Source organism: Bacillus sp. FG16, assembly GCF_057809515.1.
The window spans coordinates 1-21,808 of record NZ_JBMDKC010000075.1 but is presented as its reverse complement, the minus strand read 5'-3'; the positions used below and the strand labels follow the sequence as shown (position 1 = coordinate 21,808).

The following is a 21,808-nucleotide window of genomic DNA, read 5'->3' as shown; positions in this document are numbered from 1 at the left end:
GTTCATAAAAACATCTGTTTTTCATAAGTATAATTAACCCGAATCGTTTGTAATGTGGGAAGGAGACTGGAACGTTGAAAACATTAGAACTACAAGAGCGCTTAACGGAGATTTTTCAGCATTTACACGAAAACCCTGAAGTAAGTTGGAAAGAATATGAAACGACAGCGTATATTACTGACTTTTTAAAAGAAGAAGGAATTTCATATAGAACATTTGATGATTGTCCAGGTGTAATTGCTGAGATTGGAGGCGGGAATCCAGTTATTGCGATTCGTGCTGATATGGATGCACTTTGGCAAGAAGTAGATGGAGAATTTAAAGCGAACCATTCATGTGGTCATGATGCTCATATGACTATTGTAATGGGACTTATTTTACAATTGAAAAATATGAGATGGAAAAATGGTACGGTTAGATTTATTTTTCAGCCGGCAGAAGAGAAGGGTAATGGTGCTTTGAAGATGGTGGAGAAAGGTGCTGTAGATGATGCTGATTTCTTATTTGGTGTCCATCTAAGACCGATTGAAGAACTATCTTTGAAACAAGCAGCCTCATCTATTCGCCATGGAGCAGCAGGATTTTTAGAGGGTATGATTCATGGGGAGGATGCACACGGGGCAAGACCACACCAAGGTGTGAATGCAATTGATGTCATTTCCATGATTAATATCGGTTTGAAAAATATTTGGCTGCCACCGCAAAGTTCTTATTCAGTAAAAATGACGAGATGCCAAGCTGGTGGTGATAATTTAAATATTATTCCGGGAAATGGTCATTTCAGTTTAGATGTAAGAGCAGAGAGTAATATACTATTAGAAGAATTAAAGAAAAAGATTGAGCATGTCATAGAATCAGCAGCATCGATGGGATCAAAAACTTCATACGAATGGATGGATCTTGCACCAGGAGCGGAGGTTTCTGAAGAAGCAGAGCGCTTTATGCGTAAAGGTATTCTCGAAGCGTATGGGGAAGAGAGATGTATGGGACCGCTCTATACGACGGGAAGCGATGATTTCCATTACTATACAGTCAAAAGACCACATTTAAAAGCTGTCATGCTTGGACTAGGAGCAAACCTACAACCTGGATTACACCATCCGTATATGAGGTTTGATCATAGTTGTATTATGGATGGGGTAGAAATATTGAAACAAACTGTATTGAAAGTGTTAGAAGACAGGGGCTAGAGAGCTCCTGTTTTTTTGTCGTGAATTGTCGGCAAATCGATATATTTGAAAAAACGTTGATATATTTTGAGTTATGATAGATATATTGAGAAAATCGTTGATATATTTGAAGTTACGATAGATATATTAAGAAAATCGTTAATATATTTGAAGTTACGATAGATATATTAAGAAAATCGTTAATATAATTTCACGTACCTGTTAATTTGATAAAAAATGAGCCTCCAGTATATGGTGTATAATAATAAGTACCATTTTTTAATAGGAGAAAACGAATGAACGAACAATATTACGATGCAGTTTTACATATAAAAACAGTCGGTGAGCAAAAAGGATTTAACAAGTCTATGCATTATCACCGTTATGAACCGACGCCATATAGCGGATTAGATGAGTTACTGAATCGATATAAAATACGAAGTAGCGACCGAATTGTAGACTTTGGGTGCGGAAAAGGGCGATTAAACTTTTATATGCACCATAAGTGTGGTGCATCAGCAGTTGGAATTGAAATGAATGAAGAGTTTTATAAAGAAGCAATGGATAATCGAGATCGTTATGCACGAAAGGCACGAAACAGTAAGGGGAAAATTCAATTCCAATGTTGTTTAGCGCAGGAATATGAGATTGATCCGCATGATAATAGGTTTTACTTCTTTAATCCATTTTCGGTACAAGTGTTTATGAATGTAGTAAATAACATTTTGCTTTCAGTAGAAGAATTGGAGAGAGAAGTGGATATTATTTTATATTATCCTTCTGAGGACTATATTTTCTTCTTAAAAAATCAGACTGCGTTTGAGCTGAAGAAAGAAGTTAGATTGCCAGGTGCTTATGAGAAGAATGGGAATGAGAGGTTTTTAGTTTATACATTAGGGTAATAAAAAAACAGGTGCCAAGGCACCTGTTTTTTTATTAGTTACGGATTAAGTAATCAAATGCACCTAAAGCTGCGTTTGCACCTGAACCCATAGAGATGATGATTTGTTTGTACGGATTATTTGTACAGTCACCTGCAGCAAACACTCCTGGTACGTTTGTAGCGCCGTGCTTGTCTGTTACGATTTCACCGCGAGCGCGTTCAACTGTTTCGCCTAACCAGTCTGTGTTTGGCACAAGACCGATTTGTACGAATACACCTTGTAATTCAACGTGATGAACTTCTTCAGTTTCACGATCGATGTAAGAAATACCGTTTACTTTATCAGTACCAGTGATTTCTTTCGTTTGAACGTTTTTCAGAACAGTTACGTTTGGTAAGCTGTTAAGACGCTCTTGTAATACAGCATCAGCTTTTAATTCTGGCATGAATTCAAGAACAGTTACGTGCTTAACGATACCTGCTAAGTCGATAGCTGCTTCAATACCAGAGTTACCTCCGCCGATAACTGCTACGTCTTTTCCAGTGAATAATGGACCGTCACAGTGTGGGCAGTATGCTACACCTTTATTTTTGAACTCAGCTTCACCTGGTACGCCAACATTACGCCAGCGAGCACCTGTAGAAACGATTACGCTCTTACTTTTCAGAATAGCGCCGTTTTCAAGTTCCACTTCAATAAGTTCTTTTTTCTCCAAACGTTTCGCACGTTGTAGATTCATTACATCGATGTCGTATTCTTTTACGTGCTCTTCAAGGCTTGCTACTAGCTTAGGACCTTCAGTCTTTTTCACGCTGATGAAGTTCTCAATACCCATAGTATCCATTACTTGACCACCGAAGCGCTCAGCAACGATACCAGTGCGGATGCCTTTACGTGCTGCGTAAATTGCTGCACTTGCACCAGCAGGGCCGCCACCAACAACAAGAACATCGTATGGATCTTTATCAGAAAGCTCTGATGCATCTGGACCGTTACCCATTTTAGCTAAAATTTCTTCAAGTGTCATACGACCGCTTCCGAAAGATTCGCCGTTTAGGTAAACAGTTGGTACTGCCATGATGTCTTTGCTTTCTACTTCCTCTTTGAATGCAGCGCCATCAATCATAGTATGTGTAATACTAGAGTTAAGAACGCTCATTACATTAAGAGCTTGTACAACATCAGGACAGTTATGACAACTTAGGCTGATATAAGATTCAAAATGATATTCGCCTTGAATGTTTTTAATTTGATCGATTAATTTTTGTTCAACTTTTGGAGCGCGTCCACTAACTTGTAGTAAAGCTAAAACTAATGAAGTAAATTCGTGTCCTAATGGAATACCAGCGAATACGACACCAGTGTCTTCACCAGGGCGATTTACGCTAAAGCTTGGTGTTCTCTCTAATTCAACTTTTTCTACTGTAATCTTAGATGACATAGTAGCTAATTCGTCTACTAGAGCTAACATATCTTTAGATACGTTATCGTCTCCTGCGCTTACTTTAAGTAAAATATCGTTCTCCATTAACTGAAGGTATTGGGATAGTTGTGTTTTTATATCTGCATCTAGTATCATTTTGATCGAACTCCTTAGATTTTGCCTACAAGGTCAAGGCTTGGTTTAAGTGTTGCAGAACCCTCTTGCCATTTAGCTGGGCAAACTTCACCTGGGTTGTTACGTACGTATTGAGCAGCTTTAATTTTGTTAACAAGAATGCTTGCGTCACGGCCGATACCGTCAGCATTGATTTCCATAGATTGGATAACGCCGTCTGGATCGATGATGAATGTACCACGAGCAGCAAGACCTTCTTCTTCCATTAAAACGTTGAAGTTTGTAGTGATTGTGCGAGTTGGGTCACCAATCATGATGTACTCGATTTTGCCGATAGTTTCTGAGCTATCATGCCATGCTTTGTGAGTGAAGTGAGTGTCTGTAGATACAGAGTATACTTCAACGCCTAAGTCTTTTAGAGTTGCATATTGGTTTTGTAAGTCTTCAAGTTCAGTTGGGCAAACGAATGTGAAGTCAGCTGGGTAGAAACAAACTACACTCCATTTTCCTTTTAAACTTTCGTCAGTAACTTGGATAAATTCTCCATTATGGTAAGCATTAGCTTTAAACGGTTTTACTTCTGTGCCGATTAATAACATGTTAAAATTCCTCCTAAATGTTGGTTTTGAGCATCAAAAAATAGTGTGCTCATAAAATATATTTTTTAATTAACTATAATAATTCTAATTCGATATTAATTATCATATAGAAGTGGTTATTTTGTCAAGAGAATAAACCAACTTTATACCAATTTAATTAATATTTATTCTCAATTAAGGATATCAGGGAATGGAAAGGTAATTTTAAGTCTATAAATTTTAGATGAGTGTTTGAAAAGTTTAGTGTGTAAGTTTAATTTCTTAGGAAGGAAATATTTCTTAGAAGTTGTAGTTTTGAAAAGGAACTGCTTACTTCTATTTTACAAAGAATTTTGTGATAAATAAAATAAAATGAATCGGAAATTTTTTGAACAATTTTTGTCATCTCAAATATATAATTAGGAAGTATATTATGATGATAGTTAGAAACATTGACTCAAAGTGCTAACAAGATATAATAAAACCTAGATATACCTTTCAAAAAGAAGAATACATATTTATAGGATGAAAAAATTCAACCTATTATTTTTTATAGCTTTTAGAAAACGCTTACAATTAGTGTGGAGGGGAAACCATGTCTAAGTTCACGAAGTATTTTTTAATGGAAGCTAAAGATGTGATTGCATATGTGAAAGAGAAATTATCTAAGTTTGAACATGCAAAGGGGTTACAGTGTGAAGAAATAGGTGATGGCAATTTAAATTATGTGTTCCGCGTTTGGGATGAAAAAGAGAACATGTCTGTTATCGTAAAGCAAGCTGGGGATACAGCTCGCATTTCAGATGAGTTTAAGTTGTCGACGAATCGTATTCGTATAGAATCAGATGTTTTGCAGTTAGAGGATGAGTTAGCACCTGGACTTGTTCCTAAGGTGTATTTATTTGATAGTGTGATGAATTGTTGTGTAATGGAAGATTTATCGGATCACACAATATTACGTACAGCACTTATAAATCATCAAATATTTCCGAGGCTTGCGGATGAGTTAACTACTTTTATGGTAAATACACTTTTATTAACATCGGATGTTGTAATGAATCATAAAGAGAAGAAGGAACTTGTGAAGAATTATATAAATCCTGAATTATGTGAGATTACAGAGGACCTCGTATATTCAGAACCATTTACCAATCATAATAAGCGTAATGAGTTATTTCCGTTAAATGAGGGATGGATTAGGGAACATATTTATAGTGATAAAGAGCTTCGTATGGAAGTAGCGAAACGTAAATTTTCTTTTATGACGAATGCACAGGCATTACTTCATGGTGATTTACATACTGGTTCTGTTTTTGTAAGAGATGATTCTACAAAGGTTATTGATCCTGAGTTTGCTTTTTATGGACCTATGGGATATGACGTTGGGAATGTAATGGCGAATTTAATGTTTGCTTGGGTGAATGCGGATGCAACGATGCCACCTGGAGCTGAGAAAGATACGTATATGGATTGGTTACAAGCTACGATGGTAGAGGTAATTGATTTATTTAAGAAGAAGTTTTTAGATGCTTGGGATATTCATGTGACCGAGATTATGGCGAAGGAAGAAGGCTTTAGCGAAGTCTATTTGCAATCTGTATTAGAGGATACGGCTGCAGTGACAGGTCTGGAATTAATTCGCCGTATTGTTGGATTAGCGAAAGTAAAAGATATTACTTGTATTGAGAATGAGGAAGCACGTGCTAGAGCGGAGCGAATTTGTCTTCAAGTAGCGAAGAGTTTTATTTTACGAGCGAATCAATATAGAACGGGTACAAGTTTTGTAGAAACGTTAAAAGAACAGTCAATGCACTACGCGAAGTAAGGGGAGAATATGATGGAAGAGCAATTAGTACCAATTCAGTGGAAAGATGATGCTTTAGTTTTGTTAGATCAAACGTTATTACCAAATGAAATTGTCTATGAATCTTTTAAAACAGCTGAAAGTGTGTGGGATGCGATTCAAGTAATGAAAGTACGAGGTGCACCAGCGATTGGTGTTTCAGCAGCTTATGGTGTGTATTTAGGGATAAAGGAATTTGCTGAAAGTACGGAAGAAGGATTTATGGATGAAGTAAGAAAGGTATGTACATACTTGGCGACATCAAGACCGACTGCAGTAAATTTATTTTGGGCGCTTGAAAGAATGGAAAGTGTAGCGACAGATAATGCTCACTTATCAATCTCACAGTTGAAAAATAGATTATTAGAAGAGGCAAAAGAAATTCATAGAGAAGATGAAGAAATTAACCGTCAAATCGGAGTGTATGCATTAACATTATTCCATGATGAAATGGGAGTATTAACGCATTGTAATGCAGGTGCTTTAGCGACGACTAAGTATGGTACTGCGACGGCTCCAATGTATTTAGCGAAAGAAAAAGGATGGAATTTAAAAATTTATTCGGATGAAACGCGTCCTAGATTACAAGGTTCAACGTTAACAGCATTAGAACTGCAGCGAGCGGGTATTGACGTTACTGTTATTACAGATAATATGGCAGCTATGGTCATGTCACAAGGGAAGATTGATGCAGTAATCGTTGGATGCGACCGTGTGGCAGCAAATGGTGATGTAGCAAATAAAATTGGCACATTAGGCGTATCTATTTTAGCTAAATACTACAACATTCCGTTTTATGTAGCAGCGCCAACACCGACAATTGATTTAAAGACATCGACAGGAAAAGAAATTCCGATTGAAGAAAGAGATGCTTCTGAAGTGATTAATCGTTTCGGACAATATTCAGCTCCGAAAGAAAGTAAAGTATATAATCCAGCATTTGATGTTACTCCACATGAAAATGTAACAGCGATTATTACAGAAAAAGGGATTGTAAAGGCACCGTTTACGGAGAATTTAAAAAAGCTATTTCAATAAATAGATAAATATAAAAGTCAGTCATCATAAGCTTCATACTTAGGGGGATGTATATGTTATTACAAAAAGAAAGAGAAGAAATTGTAGCGTATGGAAAGAAAATGATTTCTAGTGGTTTAACAAAGGGGACGGGCGGTAATATTAGTATCTTTAATCGTGAACAAGGTCTTGTTGCGATTAGCCCAAGTGGTTTAGAGTATTATGAAACAAAGCCTGAAGATGTAGTTATATTAAACTTAGATGGTGAAGTAGTAGAAGGAGAGAGAAAACCATCAAGTGAATTAGATATGCACCTTATTTACTATAGGAAGCGTGAAGATATAAATGCGCTTGTGCATACACATTCTCCTTACGCGAAGACGATTGCATCATTAGGATGGGAGCTTCCTGCTGTGTCATATTTAATTGCTTTTGCAGGCCCGAATGTCCGTTGTGCGCCGTATGAAACATTTGGTACGAAGCAATTAGCGGATGCTGCTTTTGAAGGCATGATTGATCGTCGTGCTGTGCTACTTGCAAATCATGGTTTAATTGCTGGTGCAAATAATATAAAAATGGCGTTTACTGTTGCAGAAGAGATTGAGTTTTGTGCTCAAATTTATTATCAAACGAAAAGCGTCGGAGAACCGAAGCTTTTGCCAGAAGATGAGATGGAGAATTTGGCGAAGAAGTTTGAAGGGTATGGGCAGCAGTAGAATGAAACAAAAACACCCTCAAGAAAAGATCTTGAGGGTGTTTGTTACGCTTTTTTTAGTAACAAATACATAAAGTAAGGAGCCCCAATTAAAGCAACGACAATACCTGCTGGGATGCCATTAGGATCAACGATATTTCGTCCAATTGTATCTGCTAATAATAATAGCCATCCGCCGATTAAAAGGGCGATAGGCATGAAGATTTGATGTCTTGGACCTACTAAAGATTTCGCGATATGAGGAGCCATTAATCCGATAAAGCTAATTCCTCCTGTTACGGAAACAGCTGCAGCTGCAAGTGCAACGGCTGCAACTAATAAGTATCTGCGTTCTTTTTCAATTTCAATTCCAACGCCGATTGCGACTGGTTCGTTTAATGCTAAAATGTTTAATCGATTTGCTTTATAGAAAATAAACGGAATTAATACGATTAACCATGGGAGCATTGCTAAAACAAAAATCCAGTCATCTCCCCAAATGTTTCCGGCAATCCATTTTGAAATAAAGTCTACTTTTATACGATCTGCGGATGAAATAAGGACAATCATCGTTCCAGATAGTGCAAATGCAAAACCGATACCGGTTAATGTTAATCGGATTGGCTGAAGTCCAGTTGATTTACTATATGAAAATACGTAAATTAGAACAGCTGTCAGAAATGCTCCGATAAATCCAACTACAGGTAGTAAGTAAAGAAATGAACCTACGTCTATTGGAAAGTATAAAAAGAAAATAGCAACAGCAACACCGGCCCCAGAGTTGATACCAAGAATACCAGGTTCAGCTAAATCATTTCGGGTAATTCCTTGCAGAATAGCCCCTGATAAAGCGAGAGCCATACCAGCTAATAATGTAATGACAATTCTAGGTAGTCTTAAAGAGTATAAAACGAACTCCTCTTTAAAAGTCCCTTGCCCCATTAATGTTGGGAGTAGTCGATCATAAGATAAAGATGCTGAACCAAGTCCCATTCCAACTACAATGGTTGTGATGATTACTATAAGTAAAACGAGTATAATGAGACGCTGTTTTCTTAAAATAGATTGCATCATGAGAATGTTTTTCCTCCTTTACGTACAATGAATAGGAAGAATGGTAACCCTACAATCGCGACAATTGCCGCAACGGGTGTTTCGTACGGAGCGTTAATAGTACGTCCGATTGTATCTGCAAGTAGCATAAAGGAAGCTCCAGCAATTGCTGACATCGGTATAACAAATCGGTAATCTGGACCGACAATTGGGCGTACCATGTGAGGTACCATTAAACCGATAAATGCCATATTTCCAACAAGCGCTACAGATGCACCTGCAAGTAAGATAATAATGATAAATAAAATAGTTTTAATAACAATAATTTTTTGACCTAGTCCAATAGCCACTTCTTCACTGAAACTAAGAACTGTCAATTTTTTTGCTAGTAAGATAGCGATAAAGATACTAATTGAAATGACTGGAATAATAATTTTTAATTGGCTCCAAGTTGTTCCAATTACGCCCCCAGCAGTCCAAAGTGATACATCTTGTGAAATTTTAAAGTAAATGCCAATTCCTTCTGAAATTGCGAGTAGAAATGCTGAAACTGCAGCGCCCGCTAATACAATTCGAAGAGGAGAAAGGCCGCCTTTTTTCACCATACCAATTCCAAATACCATAATTGCGCCAATTGCAGCACCGATAAAGCAAGCTAACGTTAAGTAAAGATAGCTGATGGAAGGGTTGAAAGCAAGTGTTAGTGCAAGCGCAGCATTTGCTCCACCAGAAAGCCCTAACAATCCAGGATCCGCAAGTGGATTTCGTGTTAATCCTTGCATAATTGCTCCGGAAACGGCTAATCCAGCTCCTACAAAAATAGCAGCAACTTCACGTGGTAAACGTATTTCTCGAATAATAGATATTTTGTCTCCTTTAGCGGAGGAAGTGAGTGCTAACCATACATCTTTTATCGAAGTATCTGCAGCACCTAATACCATTGCAACCATAAAAATAAGAAAGAATGCAATTAAGCTTAAAATTAGTTTGTATGTAAAAGCTATAGAACGTGGATTGTCATGATCTTTTGTCATTCGTTTCACATCTTTTCTGTTCATAGAATAAAGGAAGAGGAATTCTTAAATTAAGAATTCCTCATGTTTGTATTATTTACCAAGAAAGCTCTTCTTGAAGAAGTCTAGTTGGAAATCTAATGTAAGTGGGTCATTGAAATAGAATTCCATCATGTTTGCTTCATATACACGATTATTTTTTACTGCTGGGATGTTTTTATATGATTCTGTCTCTTGGAATGAGTTATCAGTATCTTTATTTTTACTTACGATTAAGTAATCACCAGCAAATTCAGGTAATACCTCAGTAGATAATGCGTAGTAACCTTCTTTTAATGCTTTTTCTTTTACTTTTTCAGGCATTTTTAATTTCATTTCTTGGTACAGAATTTCTGTTCCGCGGCCCCAGTTTTCGCCGTATACATAAAGCTGTTTGTTGAAGTTTTCTACAACAGAAACTGTTGCATCTTCACCGATTTTTGCTTTAATTTCTTTACCAGCTTCTTGTGCACGTTTCTTGAAGTCATCAACCCAAGTTTTTGCTTCTTTTTCTTTGTTTAATAACTTACCAATTTCTAAATGCTGTGTTAAGTAATCAACTTTTCCGTAAGTGTATGTTACAGTAGGAGCAATTTTCTTTAACTTATCGACATTTTTAACATTTGATAAACCAATGATTAAATCTGGATTTAGTTCAGCGATTTTTTCAACATTTTCATCTGATACTTCAGCAACATCTTTAAGTTTACTATCAAAACGTGGGTTTTGTTTAGACCATGAATCTACCCCAACAAGATTTACACCTAATGACATTACGTTACCAGCGAATGATGATAATACAACAACGCGTTTTGGATTTGCAGGAACTTCTACTTTACCATTTTCAGATTGGTATGTAATTGTTTCTGATTTACTATCTTTTGCATCGTTCTTTTTGTCTGTAGAGCCATTGCTACAAGCACTCATAACAAGAACGAAAAGAACTGTTAGTGAAATAAATAACTTTTTCATCGTCTTTCTCCTTTAACATAGATGATATGTGTATACAATAATTTGTTTAACTGTAATCTTTTTGAAAGAGTAGTGGTAAAGCAAAATAATTTATTAAAAATCTTGAATATGAGATTTTATAATATAGTATTAACCATATTAATGAAAGAAGATGTAATCTCAAATTTGCTAATTATTAACAAAATGATAATGATTATCACTATTGATTCTTTAAATAATATAATTTTATATAGGTGTATTGTCAATAGTAATTTTGATTGTAAATTTTGCGGAAACAGGTTATATTTTATTGAGAATGATAATCAATGATTAATAGCTGAGGAGTGAGCACGAATGAATCGAGAAGAATTGTTTGATGTAACCGTGATAGGCGGAGGACCTGCAGGGCTTTATTCAGCTTTTTATAGTGGACTCAGAGAAATGAAAACGAAAATAATAGAATTTCAACCACATTTAGGTGGAAAAATACATGTGTATCCGGAAAAAATGATTTGGGATGTAGGAGGACTATTGCCAGTTACAGGTGATAAGTTAATTGAACAACTTGTACAGCAAGGGTTAACATTTAAGCCGGAAGTTGTATTAGATACAAAAGTAGAATCGATTATTCGTAATCAAGATGGTACTTTTACATTAAAAACAAGTACTGGCGAAGAACACTTTTCAAAAACAGTTATCGTCGCAACAGGAAGTGGTATATTGAAACCGCAAAAGTTATCTATTGAAGGTGCTGAGCGATTTGAAGTATCGAATTTAAATTATACAGTTAAATCTTTAAAGCGTTTCAAAGGTAAAACAGTTATTATTTCCGGTGGAGGCAATTCTGCTGTTGATTGGGCAAATGAATTGGAACCAATTGCGAAAAAAGTGTATGTAACCTATAGAAAAGAAGAATTATCTGGTCATGAAGCACAAGTAAAACAACTTATGAACAGCTCAGCGGAGTGTTTCTTTAATACATCGATTACAAAATTAATTGCTGGTGATAATCATGAAGCGATCGAATATGTAGAATTAACAAATCATGAAACAGGTGAGGTTTCTCACTTACCTATTGATGAAGTTATTATTAATCATGGATATGAACGCGACATTACATTATTAGAAAATAGTGAGTTAGACGTTGCAATTATAGATAATTATTATATTGCAGGTAATGCAAATAGTGAGTCTTCAGTAGATGGATTATATGCTGCTGGAGATATTTTAAAGCATGAAGGGAAACTACACTTAATTGCAGGTGCATTCCAAGATGCTGGAAATGCTGTGAATAAAGCAAAGCAATTTATCCAACCAGATGCAAGTGAGTACGGAATGGTTTCTTCTCATAATGAAGTATTTAAGAAGAGAAATCGCGAACTGATTAAGCAGATGATGAAATAATAAGGAACAAGTATACCCCCACATACTTCTCTATTCAAATGGATGAGAGATGTACGTGGGGGTTTTCCTGTTTACTATATTTTCAATCATTATAATGACACCGGTTTCATCAGTTCATATGATATGAACATTTTTATTGGTAAAGCATCTTAGAAAACAATTTAGCTATGTTTTGCTTACGCAGAACATGGCTAAATTACGCTGTCCCTTTAGCGCGTTCATTAGGAAATGGCATATTTAGTATAGAAGCAATATATTGTTTTCCATGTTTTCGAGCCAATGATTCTAATATTTGACGGACGCGTTTTGTAAGATGGCCTTGTTTTTTGATGGCTTCACAATATGCGTCATAGAAAGCATATTTAGCCCAAAGGAAATCATCTTGTTGGAATAAGAAATGATTTTTGTACCATTCACCAATTGTATGATAACAATTGTTTTCATGTATTGCTGTGCTTTGAGAAAGAAAACGATCAGATAAAGATACATTCAAATGAGAAATTGTGTTTTCTGTTTCAACTTGTAGTGTTTTTTCTAACATTGTAATGATGTGACGAGTAGCCATATGTTAACTCTCCTTTGTGTAAATGGGTAATACCATTCTATATTTAAAAAATTCTTACTATATAATACTATACAATATATGGAATGCATCTACCTGCTTTTTAAACTGCATTTACAAAATCTTTTTTATTTGTTTACAAAAATAAAGTAAAGTAAGATACAGTATAGATGAAAAAATAATAAAGGAATGAACGCATTGTATATAACAGTAGAAGAGACTGCGGAGTATTTGAATTTACCAAAATCGTATATTGAAGAGTTAATTCAGCAAAAGAAAATTCGTGCGCTATTCGATGGAGAGCAATATTTAGTAAATAAAGAACAATTCAATACGCATTTAGAACAAATGGAGAAATATAAGCAGTTAGTGGAAGAAATATTAAACGAACCAATTCCAGAAGATATGGATGTTAAAGACGAAGACTAAACTTTGGGAAATCCCGTATGAAGATATGCAGAAATGTATCTTCATACGGGATTTTTTGTCTAAAGGTATCGAAAGCCTAATGGGCATGCAGAATTCCTTATGTTTTTGATAGGTAGTAGTCTACCATGTTAAAAGCATATTTTTTTCTAGCTAGGACAAACATAGAGAACGTAACCTGTACAGATACATATACTATCAGTGCAAAAGCTTATAAATTAATGGAAGGGGTTTTCTCGTGAGTTTATTTCATTGTGATTTTCTGAAAGACTTAATTGGATCTTTTGTGAGAGTAAACAGGGGTGGTCCAGAATCTCAAAAAGGGACAATAGTCGCAGTATGTTCGGATTACTTTGTATTAAAGAATGAAAAAGGAGAGCTCTATTACTATCAGATTCGTCATCTGAAAAGTGTTACAAAAAATGCGAAAGATTGTAAAGCAGATGATTGCAGATGGTTGGAATGTGAAGATGACTTTGAAAAGTTACTTCAAAGCTTCAAATATTGCTGGGTAAAAATTAATCGTGGTGGCCCAGAGAAAGTTGAAGGTATTTTACAAGATGTTTCTTGTGAATTTGTGACATTGATTGTAAAAGAAGAAGTTATATTAGTTGCAGTATCTCATATTAAGAGTGTCACAGTAGCTTGTAGAGATAGTGAAGAAAGCGACAGTGAAAGCAACAGTGAAAGCAATAGTGAAAGTGATAATTCGAGTCGAGCTCGCGCACAAAGACAGTCAAGTAGAGGAAGATAATAAGAAAGGAGGATACAAATTTGGAAAGTATATTATGCTGTGAGCAAATTAAATGCTTAGTCGGTGAGACTGTAAAAGTAAATCTTCGTGGACCAGAGAGTCGAGTGGGGGTACTTGTATCGTTAGGGAGAGATTACCTTACATTACAACTTCCTCTTGGTGAATTAGTATATTACCAATTGAAACATGTGAAGAGTCTAGCTAAGAAAGTGAAAGAAAGTAAATGTGGCGATTGCTATGTTTCATGTTTCTGCTCTGAGGATGATACTTTTGTCGATATATTACGTGATTTGAAGTATAAGTGGGTAAAGATAAATCGTGGCGGTCCTGAGTGTGTGGAAGGATTATTAAGTGAAGTGCATGAAGAATGTATTACACTAGTAAACGGCGATGAAGTCATTTATATCATTAATTATCATATTAAGAGTGTGAGTCAAGTAGTGAAATGTAAAAAGAATGAAGATGAATAATGTTTAATAAATAAGAGGGGCATTATGAGGGAAAGAGAAGAACAATTCCTTATTTCGATAGTATGAAAAGGAATTACTTACTATTAATACAAAACATTGCCCTGATTATTTTTTTTGAAACGGAAGATAGGAAAGCTGATATTTATAGGAAGGAGGATATAGATGAATGAGTTGAATAAAAGTATTGGAGAAAATATATATGTTAAATTAATCGGTGAAAAAAGATTTAAAGGCGTATTAATTGATGTAGGAAATGATATTGTTGTTCTTTACAATGGACAAGATTACGTATATATATCGTTATATCATGTACAATACTATAAATTTTTAAGACCATATGACGAAGAAATATCAAAACCAGATGTTGATTCTGTAATTAAGAGGGAATCCCCTTCAATTTCTTTGAGAAAAGTATTAAGTACTTCTAAAGGGATTTTTACAGAAGTTTATGTAGCAGGAAATGCTCCAATACATGGTTATGTTACAAGTGTGATGAACGATTATATTGTTTTTTATAGTCCGGTTTATAAAACGGTATATATATCTTTAAAGCATTTAAAATGGTTAATTCCGTATAAAGAGAACCAAGTACCGTATGCCCTCAATAAAAATGAACTCCCCGTAAATCCGTTAAATATTACGTTAGCTAGAACGTTTGAAGAACAGCTTATTAAAATGACAGGGAAAATTATGGTGTTCGATTTAGGTGAGGAGTCCAATAAAATTGGAAAAATGGCGAAAATTGATGAAGGTCATATTGAAATATCAAAAGCACGTGATGCAAAAATGTATGTGAATATTCAACATGTAAAATCCGTCCATTGTCCGTAGATTAGTTGGAAGGGCTGGCTTTTTCTTTTATATGCAGAAGAAAAGGTCGAGCCTATTTATTTAGTTTAATTTGGATATGAGGGGAAAAATGAATTGAATATAAATATATTATAGTGGAATCTTGTTTTGAAGAATTTGCACTAATTTATAAAGAAATGTGTACGAGCTATCTTTTATGTATTCAATTTATTTTTTGAGGAGGAGCTGCTCAATTAATTTATTAAAGGGGTTTTGTTTGTGGAGCAGTTTCCGAATTCGTTATCAATTACATTGCTTGGTAGTGCTGGTGGAGCAGCAAAAGCAGTTTTAGCAATTTTAAATCAAGCGATAGCAAATGAAAAAGATCCAATTTATGAAGTATTAAAGAATGCCAAATTTCATTTGGTGGATATAAAGCAAAAAGATAGGACTTATTATGATGAGTTGTTTTCGAATTTGAAAAGTCAATTATATTTATATGAAATAAACCTTCAAAATGTAGTGGAATTTAAACAACATTTAAAAGAAAAAAGAACGAGTGTTGTGATTGATGTTTCAGGGGCAGATACAATTAGAGTATTAAGCTGCTGTAATGAACTAGGAATTTGTTATATTAACTCAGCCTTGGAAAATGAGGCAGTAGATCAGGACGATAGCTTAATCGGCTTTCAGCTTACGGAAAGATATACAAGGTTTGAGAAGGAGAAAGAGAAATTTACAAATACAAAAGCGATTATAGGTTCAGGTATGAATCCAGGTGTTGTTCAATGGATGGTTGTTGAGCTTATGAATGAACGACCAAATGAAAGGCCAAGAGCATGTTATATTGTAGAACATGACACGTCGTTTTTGAATGATACAGCACTTATAACGCCACATACACTTTATGCTTCATGGGCAGTAGAGCGATTTTTAGATGAAGCAATCTGGAGTTATCCGATGTATATGAGTCATCATCGTCCTCTTTACTTTTATGAAGATGTATATGCTTCAGAGTATAAAGTGAAGTTAGGAGAAAAAGAATTCTATGGTTGTTTAATGCCACATGAGGAAGTATTAATTTTAGGGAAAAATTTTAATATGGAAGTTGGTTTTCTTTACCGAATTAATGAGTATACAACAAATATAATTAGACAGAACTTAGATCAAGTAGAAGATTTATGGAACTGGAATCGTAAAGTATTTAATCCAGCGGAAGAAGAGGTTGCTGGAGAAGACCTGGTCGGTGTGTTACTCGTTTATGAAAATAGTGAGACATATATGTATAATGTGATGAATAGTAGCCAAGTTTTTCGTAAATATAAAACGAATGCAACGTATTTTCAGGTAGGGTGCGGGATTTATGCAGGCTTGTGCAGTATACTTTTAGATCAATTTGAACAAGGTGCTTATTACGTCGAGGAGTTGTTATTAAATACAGAAAGTAAGTACGGTGAATATTTAAATTTATATATGAAGGATTTTGTAGTAGGGCATAATAATTTTACGGATGGATTGTTACATGATAGGGTAAGGTGGATGTAAATTTTTACCAAAAGGAAGGAGAACTCTCCTTCCTTTTAGTATTATAAGGTTAAATATTGCCCTGAAAGCAATTTCATACTTATAATTTAAGGAGATAACATATAAAACGTTATTTTTTGTATTGATCATGAGGAGTATTCATATGAACAAATTGAAAAGCTTAATTTATGAAGAAAAAGAAGCTTTAAAAGTATTTTTATTGTTATTCTATATTATATTTTTTTTATATGACGTTATTTATTACTTTGTGTATCCGGCTATGGACATTAATGGTGCAAGGATAGGATGGCCAGAAGGTGGTATGGGGATAGGGGTTTATATATTAGTAATATCTTTATTTCCTATTTCAGTATATCTTCAAAAAAAAGGTTATGTATATTTTGTGAAATATTTGTTTTTAATTGGGTATATGTTTATTGATATCATAAATAATTTAATGATTTATTTAAACAGTAATCGTGTTTTTGAAAATGGAAATATGGTTGAAATATTGTTAATTTTATTTGCGCCGATATTTGTGAATAGAAAGTATTTTTACTTAGTTTCCTTTAGTGTAATTGGAAAGTATGTATTTTTCACTTTGATATTACAAGATATTAAAGTTGTGATTCCACTTGTTTTATGTATATTCTTTTTTATTATTTCACATTCTTTATTAAAACGATTTCAATCTTATGTAAGAACAGTGGTTGAAATGATGAACAATATGAAAGAGACGGAAAATTTAGCAGTGATTGGGACTATGTCTACAACGATTGCCCATGAAATTCGAAATCCGCTAACAGCGTTAAAAGGGTTTACGCAAATGCAAAAAGAAAGAAACCCAACTGATACGATGAGCTACAACATTATGCTACAAGAAATTGAAAGGATTAATGGATTTGTTAGTGAATTGATGTTGTTAGGAAAACCAAAGCCAACAAATTATGAAAGATGTAATATACGAGCCATCCTTCTATATGTTGTGCAGCTAATGGAAAGTTATGCAACGCAATATAGAGTTAAATGCCATTTACAAGTAGATGGGAATTTACCGGCTATAAACGGTGATGATAAGCAATTAAAACAAGTGTTATTAAATATCATTAAAAATGGAATAGAATCAATGCCAGAGGGTGGAGAAATTCATATCCGTGCATATCAAAAAACGCAAGGACATTTGTGTATTTCTGTCGAAGACCAAGGATTTGGTATAGAGAATGAGAAATTAGGAAAAATCGGCAAGGCTTTTTACACAACAAAGGAGAATGGTACAGGACTTGGATTAATGATTACATATAAAATTATTAAGGAACATCAAGGAAGTATCACAATTCAAAGTAGTGTAGGAGTAGGAACGAAAGTAGAAATTTTTCTGCCGACCGTTTAATGTATTGGGAGAAAAGATTTTTCAGAAAAGTGTTCTTGTTGTGTAAATATAAACATTTTATAAAATGTTTCAAGAAGGGTTTTTTTTATAAAATACTTCGTTTATAATGGAGGAAAATATCGACATGAGATTGGTTGCTCATGTAACGGTTCAGTAGTGTTACGAAAAGATAAGAAGGGGTGCACGCGCATCCTTTTTTCTATGCAGATATTATGAAAGAGGTGGTATGATGGAATTAACATTAAATTCGACTGTATGTTTACATACAATTCAATTTCGAAAAGAGCAAAAGAATTATATTGTAAAAGATACAATTACAGGAGAAAAATATGAAATGCCGCCACTTTGGATTGATGCACTAGCAATGATGCGTGACGGTTTTTTATTGGGTGAAATTGAGGAGAAATTAAAAGAAGAGTATCCAGCTGAAGAAGTAAATATGTTAGCGTTCACGAGGCAATTGTTAGAGTTGGAACTTGTTGAAATGGTAGATGGTGAAGAGATAGCTTGCACAAAGAAGAAAGAGATTGATTGTTTAGCTTGGGTACGTCCTCGTGTGGAACAATTCTTTCTTAATTTAAATAGAAAATATAGAAGCAAAGGTCAGTAATGACCTTTGCTTTTTTTGTAGCTCCATTTAAAAAATAACAGCAAATGCTCTTGCGAAAGCACCGTCACTATTTTTAATTTTTAAAGGTGCTGCTGAGAAAAAGAAACGTTTTGCTTCGATAGCATCTAGATTTGTTAAGTTTTCAATTAAATAAATATTATTCCCTAATAATATGTGATGAATCGGTGATGTTTCTGTTGTAACTTCATCAGGAGAAATGAAATCTAAACCGATAGATTTTACTTTTAATTGAACTAGTTCTTCAGCTAATTCTTCAGAAAGATAAAATGCTTCTTTCTCATAAGCTTCTGTATTCCATTTAGTGGATAGATTGGAATGAAAAATAACAATATCACCTTCTTTTATGTCAGTATTATGCAATACTGCCTTAGGTAATTTTCGCTCTTGAATATGTGTTACATCTATAAGAACAGCTTCGCCTACAAATTGATCTAGCGGTAATTGATCAATAGTTGTTGCTCCTGAAATAAAATGCGCAGGAGCATCACAATGCGTGCCAACATGAACGACAGAATGAAAATCTGTAACTTGATAGCCTGCTTCTTCAACGCTTGTAACAGCTTCTAGTTGTATTTTAGGTGTTCCAGGAAATTGAGACATATTATTTTCAAATGTTTGCGATAGATCAATTACTTTCATTTTACATACCTCCAATATATGTTTTTCAAATAATAAAAAGCTCATCCTTCAGTATCAAGAAAGATGAGCTTTACATGCTAGTTGAGTTTTATCTTCCAAAATGCAATGCATTTTGCAGGAATTAGCACCTATTCAGTTTGTATAAACTGAGGTTGCTGGGCTTCAAAGGGCCGGTCCCTCTGCCTCTCTTGATAAAGAAGTATTCAGTTTTTAAAATCGGAATTTTCCGATAGTTAAATTGTAATTCATTTCCTTTTTGCGTGCAATATAAAATAGGTATTCACCCAAATAAAGCTGCTCGCATATTGTAGCTTATGTAAATAGAATGCTGCGAAGGAGTGAGTGCAGTGACAGGAAATGTACTGAATTACTATGCTGGTGGTAATACAGCTAGGGGATTTCACAATTTATACGAAGAGAATTTAAAAGGATTAGACAGATTATTTATCTTAAAGGGTGGCCCAGGAACGGGAAAATCTTCTTTAATAAAGGCAATAGGTCGTGAATGGGTTGGAAAAGGATACGATATTGAATTTTTACATTGTTCTTCTGACAATAAATCGGTTGATGGTGTAATTATCCCAAAATTAAAAGCAGGAATTGTTGATGGGACATCGCCGCATGTTATTGAGCCAAAAATGCCAGGAGTTGTTGAAGAGTATATAAATTTAGGAATTGCTTGGGACTCAGATAAACTAAGGAAGCAGAAGTTAGAAATTGAAAGATTTGTTTCAGAAGCAAGCAAAGCTTTTCAGTCTGCTTACGCACGTTTTAAAGAGGCATTGGTTATACATGATGAGTGGGAGAAGATATATATTGATAATATAGATTTTAATAAAGCAAATGAACTAACCGATCAGCTAATCCAGAAATTATTTGCAGATAAAGGCGGGAGACAATCGCTTGTAAAACATCGTTTTTTAGGAGCTGCTACACCGAAAGGGGCAGTTGATTTTGTTCCTAATTTAACAGAAGGGTTACCACATCGTTATTTTATAAAAGGGCGCCCAGGCTCTGGAAAATCAACGATGCTCAAAAAGTTAGCTAAGGCAGCTGAAGAAAAAGGGTTTGAAGTTGAAGTATATCATTGCGGATTTGACCCGAATAGTCTTGATATGGTTATCGTAAGAGAATTAGGCTTTGCAATTTTTGATAGCACCGCACCACATGAATATTTTCCAAGTCGCGAGGGTGATGAAATTATTGATATGTATGCCCTTATTGTTACGCCAGGGACGGATGAGAAATATGCGAAGGAAATTCGTGATGTTTCCATTCAATATAAAGCAAAAATGAATGAGGCGATGTCTTTCTTAGCGAAAGCAAAATCGGTTCGTGATAAATTAGAACGAATTTATATTGCTGCTATGGATTTTTCAATAGTAGATGCATATAAAGATGAGATTCAAAAAGAGTTTGAACGAATTGCTACTACTGTAATCGAAAAGCAACAATAGATGTTCCGTTTTGCTGTCAGTAATTTCTGACAGTTTTTTTAGTATGTAGTAAAATTAGTAGTGTATTTGTCGAATTTCCAAGGAAATAATCAAAAAATAGAGGTGTTATGAAATGAGAGAGAAAATCGAGTTGGAGTTAGAAAGAATTGAAAAAGAGAATGATGTGAAAATTTTATTTGCGGTAGAATCAGGGAGTCGTGCTTGGGGGTTTCCATCGAAAGATAGCGATTATGATGTTAGGTTTGTTTATATACATCCGGTAGAATGGTATTTATCAATTCATGATAAACGAGATGTAATTGAATATCCAATTAGTGATGATTTAGATATAAGTGGTTGGGATATTAGAAAGGCATTGCAACTATTCGCGAAGTCGAACCCAGCTTTACTTGAGTGGATTCGATCACCAATTTTTTATTCGAAAAACTCTAATTTTCCAGAACTACTTCAACAGATGAGTGAGAAGAATTTTGATCCAAAAGCAACGATATATCATTATTTACATATGGCGTCGAAAAATTATCGTGAATTTTTGCAAGGTGAGAATGTAAAGCTGAAAAAGTACTTTTATGTATTACGTCCCATTTTAGCTTGTAAGTGGCTAGAAGAGAAAGCAACTTTACCTCCTGTAGAATTTGACCGATTGATTACAGAATTATCATTAGAACGTAGTGTATTAGATGAAATTGAAAAGTTGTTAATAAAGAAAAAAGCAGGTACTGAATTAGATGTTGGATTGAAAATTAAGGTGCTAAATCAATTTTTAGAAGAACAAATTCATTACTATCAGCAGTATGTAAAAGGAATTGAAAAGGGATCAGGGATCGATATTGAGAGTTTAAATACATTGTTTCGAGATACGTTGTTTGAAGCATATGAAAAAGAGCACAAGTAAGTGAACTGCACCTCCAATTGTTAGACACAGTCTAACAATTGGAGGTGCAGTTTTTCTATGGCTAAATT

22 protein-coding genes and 1 riboswitch are annotated in these 21,808 nt (G+C 34.7%); of the genes, 15 read left to right on the top strand and 7 right to left on the bottom strand.

Features of this window, described 5'->3' with window-relative positions; translation table 11 throughout:
• Nucleotides 1–74: 74 nt before the first annotated feature.
• The gene (locus ACODS7_RS22860; protein ID WP_243168451.1) at nucleotides 75–1,190 is read left to right on the top strand and encodes a M20 peptidase aminoacylase family protein; all 1,116 of its coding nucleotides are present in this window, start codon (nucleotides 75–77) and stop codon (nucleotides 1,188–1,190) included.
• Nucleotides 1,191–1,465: 275 nt separating this feature from the next.
• Nucleotides 1,466–2,071, top strand: a complete 606-nt coding sequence (locus ACODS7_RS22855) for an SAM-dependent methyltransferase (RefSeq protein ID WP_243168450.1) — start codon at nucleotides 1,466–1,468, stop codon at nucleotides 2,069–2,071.
• 34 nt (nucleotides 2,072–2,105) lie between these two features.
• Here the strand turns inward: ACODS7_RS22855 and ahpF are convergent, their stop codons facing one another.
• Together ahpF and ahpC are read right to left on the bottom strand one after the other, a co-directional pair.
• The gene (ahpF, locus tag ACODS7_RS22850) at nucleotides 2,106–3,632 is read right to left on the bottom strand and encodes an alkyl hydroperoxide reductase subunit F (RefSeq protein WP_000599506.1); all 1,527 of its coding nucleotides are present in this window, start codon (nucleotides 3,630–3,632) and stop codon (nucleotides 2,106–2,108) included.
• A 14-nt stretch (nucleotides 3,633–3,646) separates the two neighbouring features.
• Nucleotides 3,647–4,210, bottom strand: a complete 564-nt coding sequence (gene ahpC / locus ACODS7_RS22845; protein WP_000924420.1) for an alkyl hydroperoxide reductase subunit C — start codon at nucleotides 4,208–4,210, stop codon at nucleotides 3,647–3,649.
• Between the two features lie 574 nt (nucleotides 4,211–4,784).
• Between ahpC and mtnK the strand changes: the two genes are divergently transcribed.
• Genes mtnK through ACODS7_RS22830 form a run of 3 tightly spaced genes read left to right on the top strand, consistent with a single transcriptional unit; the run spans nucleotide 4,785 to nucleotide 7,765 of the window.
• The gene (mtnK, locus tag ACODS7_RS22840; RefSeq protein ID WP_088114922.1) at nucleotides 4,785–6,014 is read left to right on the top strand and encodes an S-methyl-5-thioribose kinase; all 1,230 of its coding nucleotides are present in this window, start codon (nucleotides 4,785–4,787) and stop codon (nucleotides 6,012–6,014) included.
• A gap of 9 nt (nucleotides 6,015–6,023) precedes the next feature.
• Complete coding sequence (gene mtnA / locus ACODS7_RS22835; protein WP_088114923.1) at nucleotides 6,024–7,070, top strand: S-methyl-5-thioribose-1-phosphate isomerase; 1,047 nt, start codon at nucleotides 6,024–6,026, stop codon at nucleotides 7,068–7,070.
• Nucleotides 7,071–7,123: 53 nt separating this feature from the next.
• Nucleotides 7,124–7,765, top strand: coding sequence for an L-fuculose-phosphate aldolase (locus ACODS7_RS22830; RefSeq protein ID WP_000926555.1), 642 nt, complete (start codon nucleotides 7,124–7,126; stop codon nucleotides 7,763–7,765).
• A gap of 44 nt (nucleotides 7,766–7,809) precedes the next feature.
• Here the strand turns inward: ACODS7_RS22830 and ACODS7_RS22825 are convergent, their stop codons facing one another.
• The 3 genes from ACODS7_RS22825 to ACODS7_RS22815 are packed head-to-tail and all read right to left on the bottom strand — an operon-like array spanning nucleotide 7,810 to nucleotide 10,820.
• Nucleotides 7,810–8,817, bottom strand: coding sequence for a FecCD family ABC transporter permease (locus ACODS7_RS22825; RefSeq protein ID WP_098640621.1), 1,008 nt, complete (start codon nucleotides 8,815–8,817; stop codon nucleotides 7,810–7,812).
• On the bottom strand, nucleotides 8,814–9,854 hold the full coding sequence (locus tag ACODS7_RS22820) for a FecCD family ABC transporter permease (RefSeq protein ID WP_002025239.1): 1,041 nt from the start codon (nucleotides 9,852–9,854) through the stop codon (nucleotides 8,814–8,816). Before ACODS7_RS22820 ends, ACODS7_RS22825 begins: the two co-directional genes overlap by 4 nt.
• Before the next feature lie 48 nt (nucleotides 9,855–9,902).
• The gene (locus ACODS7_RS22815) at nucleotides 9,903–10,820 is read right to left on the bottom strand and encodes an iron-hydroxamate ABC transporter substrate-binding protein (protein WP_016083700.1); all 918 of its coding nucleotides are present in this window, start codon (nucleotides 10,818–10,820) and stop codon (nucleotides 9,903–9,905) included.
• A 333-nt stretch (nucleotides 10,821–11,153) separates the two neighbouring features.
• On the opposite strand from ACODS7_RS22815, the gene ACODS7_RS22810 reads away from it, so the two are divergent.
• Nucleotides 11,154–12,203, top strand: a complete 1,050-nt coding sequence (locus tag ACODS7_RS22810; RefSeq protein ID WP_001078268.1) for an NAD(P)/FAD-dependent oxidoreductase — start codon at nucleotides 11,154–11,156, stop codon at nucleotides 12,201–12,203.
• A gap of 196 nt (nucleotides 12,204–12,399) precedes the next feature.
• On the opposite strand, the gene ACODS7_RS22805 is transcribed toward ACODS7_RS22810, so the two are convergent.
• Entirely contained in the window at nucleotides 12,400–12,768 is a 369-nt protein-coding gene (locus tag ACODS7_RS22805; RefSeq protein WP_000235474.1) for a hypothetical protein, read from the bottom strand.
• A 186-nt stretch (nucleotides 12,769–12,954) separates the two neighbouring features.
• On the opposite strand from ACODS7_RS22805, the gene ACODS7_RS22800 reads away from it, so the two are divergent.
• From ACODS7_RS22800 to ACODS7_RS22770, 7 genes are all read left to right on the top strand, one after another.
• Complete coding sequence (locus tag ACODS7_RS22800) at nucleotides 12,955–13,194, top strand: helix-turn-helix domain-containing protein (protein ID WP_001998970.1); 240 nt, start codon at nucleotides 12,955–12,957, stop codon at nucleotides 13,192–13,194.
• 235 nt (nucleotides 13,195–13,429) lie between these two features.
• Complete coding sequence (locus ACODS7_RS22795; protein ID WP_016083698.1) at nucleotides 13,430–13,945, top strand: hypothetical protein; 516 nt, start codon at nucleotides 13,430–13,432, stop codon at nucleotides 13,943–13,945.
• Between the two features lie 20 nt (nucleotides 13,946–13,965).
• Nucleotides 13,966–14,415: a hypothetical protein gene (locus ACODS7_RS22790; protein ID WP_016083697.1), complete on the top strand. Its 450-nt coding sequence runs from the start codon at nucleotides 13,966–13,968 to the stop codon at nucleotides 14,413–14,415.
• Between the two features lie 162 nt (nucleotides 14,416–14,577).
• The gene (locus tag ACODS7_RS22785) at nucleotides 14,578–15,246 is read left to right on the top strand and encodes an LSm family protein (protein WP_001004281.1); all 669 of its coding nucleotides are present in this window, start codon (nucleotides 14,578–14,580) and stop codon (nucleotides 15,244–15,246) included.
• Nucleotides 15,247–15,483: 237 nt separating this feature from the next.
• Nucleotides 15,484–16,749 (top strand): hypothetical protein, encoded by a 1,266-nt coding sequence (locus tag ACODS7_RS22780; RefSeq protein ID WP_016083696.1) that lies wholly within the window; start codon nucleotides 15,484–15,486, stop codon nucleotides 16,747–16,749.
• Between the two features lie 142 nt (nucleotides 16,750–16,891).
• The gene (locus tag ACODS7_RS22775) at nucleotides 16,892–18,118 is read left to right on the top strand and encodes an ATP-binding protein (RefSeq protein ID WP_243168449.1); all 1,227 of its coding nucleotides are present in this window, start codon (nucleotides 16,892–16,894) and stop codon (nucleotides 18,116–18,118) included.
• Between the two features lie 229 nt (nucleotides 18,119–18,347).
• Complete coding sequence (locus tag ACODS7_RS22770) at nucleotides 18,348–18,728, top strand: hypothetical protein (protein WP_016083694.1); 381 nt, start codon at nucleotides 18,348–18,350, stop codon at nucleotides 18,726–18,728.
• Between the two features lie 27 nt (nucleotides 18,729–18,755).
• Here the strand turns inward: ACODS7_RS22770 and ACODS7_RS22765 are convergent, their stop codons facing one another.
• Nucleotides 18,756–19,388: a cyclase family protein gene (locus ACODS7_RS22765; protein WP_016083693.1), complete on the bottom strand. Its 633-nt coding sequence runs from the start codon at nucleotides 19,386–19,388 to the stop codon at nucleotides 18,756–18,758.
• 85 nt (nucleotides 19,389–19,473) lie between these two features.
• A riboswitch (SAM riboswitch) is annotated at nucleotides 19,474–19,586 on the bottom strand.
• A gap of 149 nt (nucleotides 19,587–19,735) precedes the next feature.
• On the opposite strand from ACODS7_RS22765, the gene ACODS7_RS22760 reads away from it, so the two are divergent.
• Together ACODS7_RS22760 and ACODS7_RS22755 are read left to right on the top strand one after the other, a co-directional pair.
• A complete protein-coding gene (locus ACODS7_RS22760) occupies nucleotides 19,736–20,845 on the top strand; it encodes a PRK06851 family protein (protein ID WP_050842461.1) in 1,110 nt (369 codons plus the stop codon).
• Between the two features lie 112 nt (nucleotides 20,846–20,957).
• On the top strand, nucleotides 20,958–21,740 hold the full coding sequence (locus tag ACODS7_RS22755) for a nucleotidyltransferase domain-containing protein (protein WP_043937475.1): 783 nt from the start codon (nucleotides 20,958–20,960) through the stop codon (nucleotides 21,738–21,740).
• Nucleotides 21,741–21,808 lie beyond the last annotated feature (68 nt).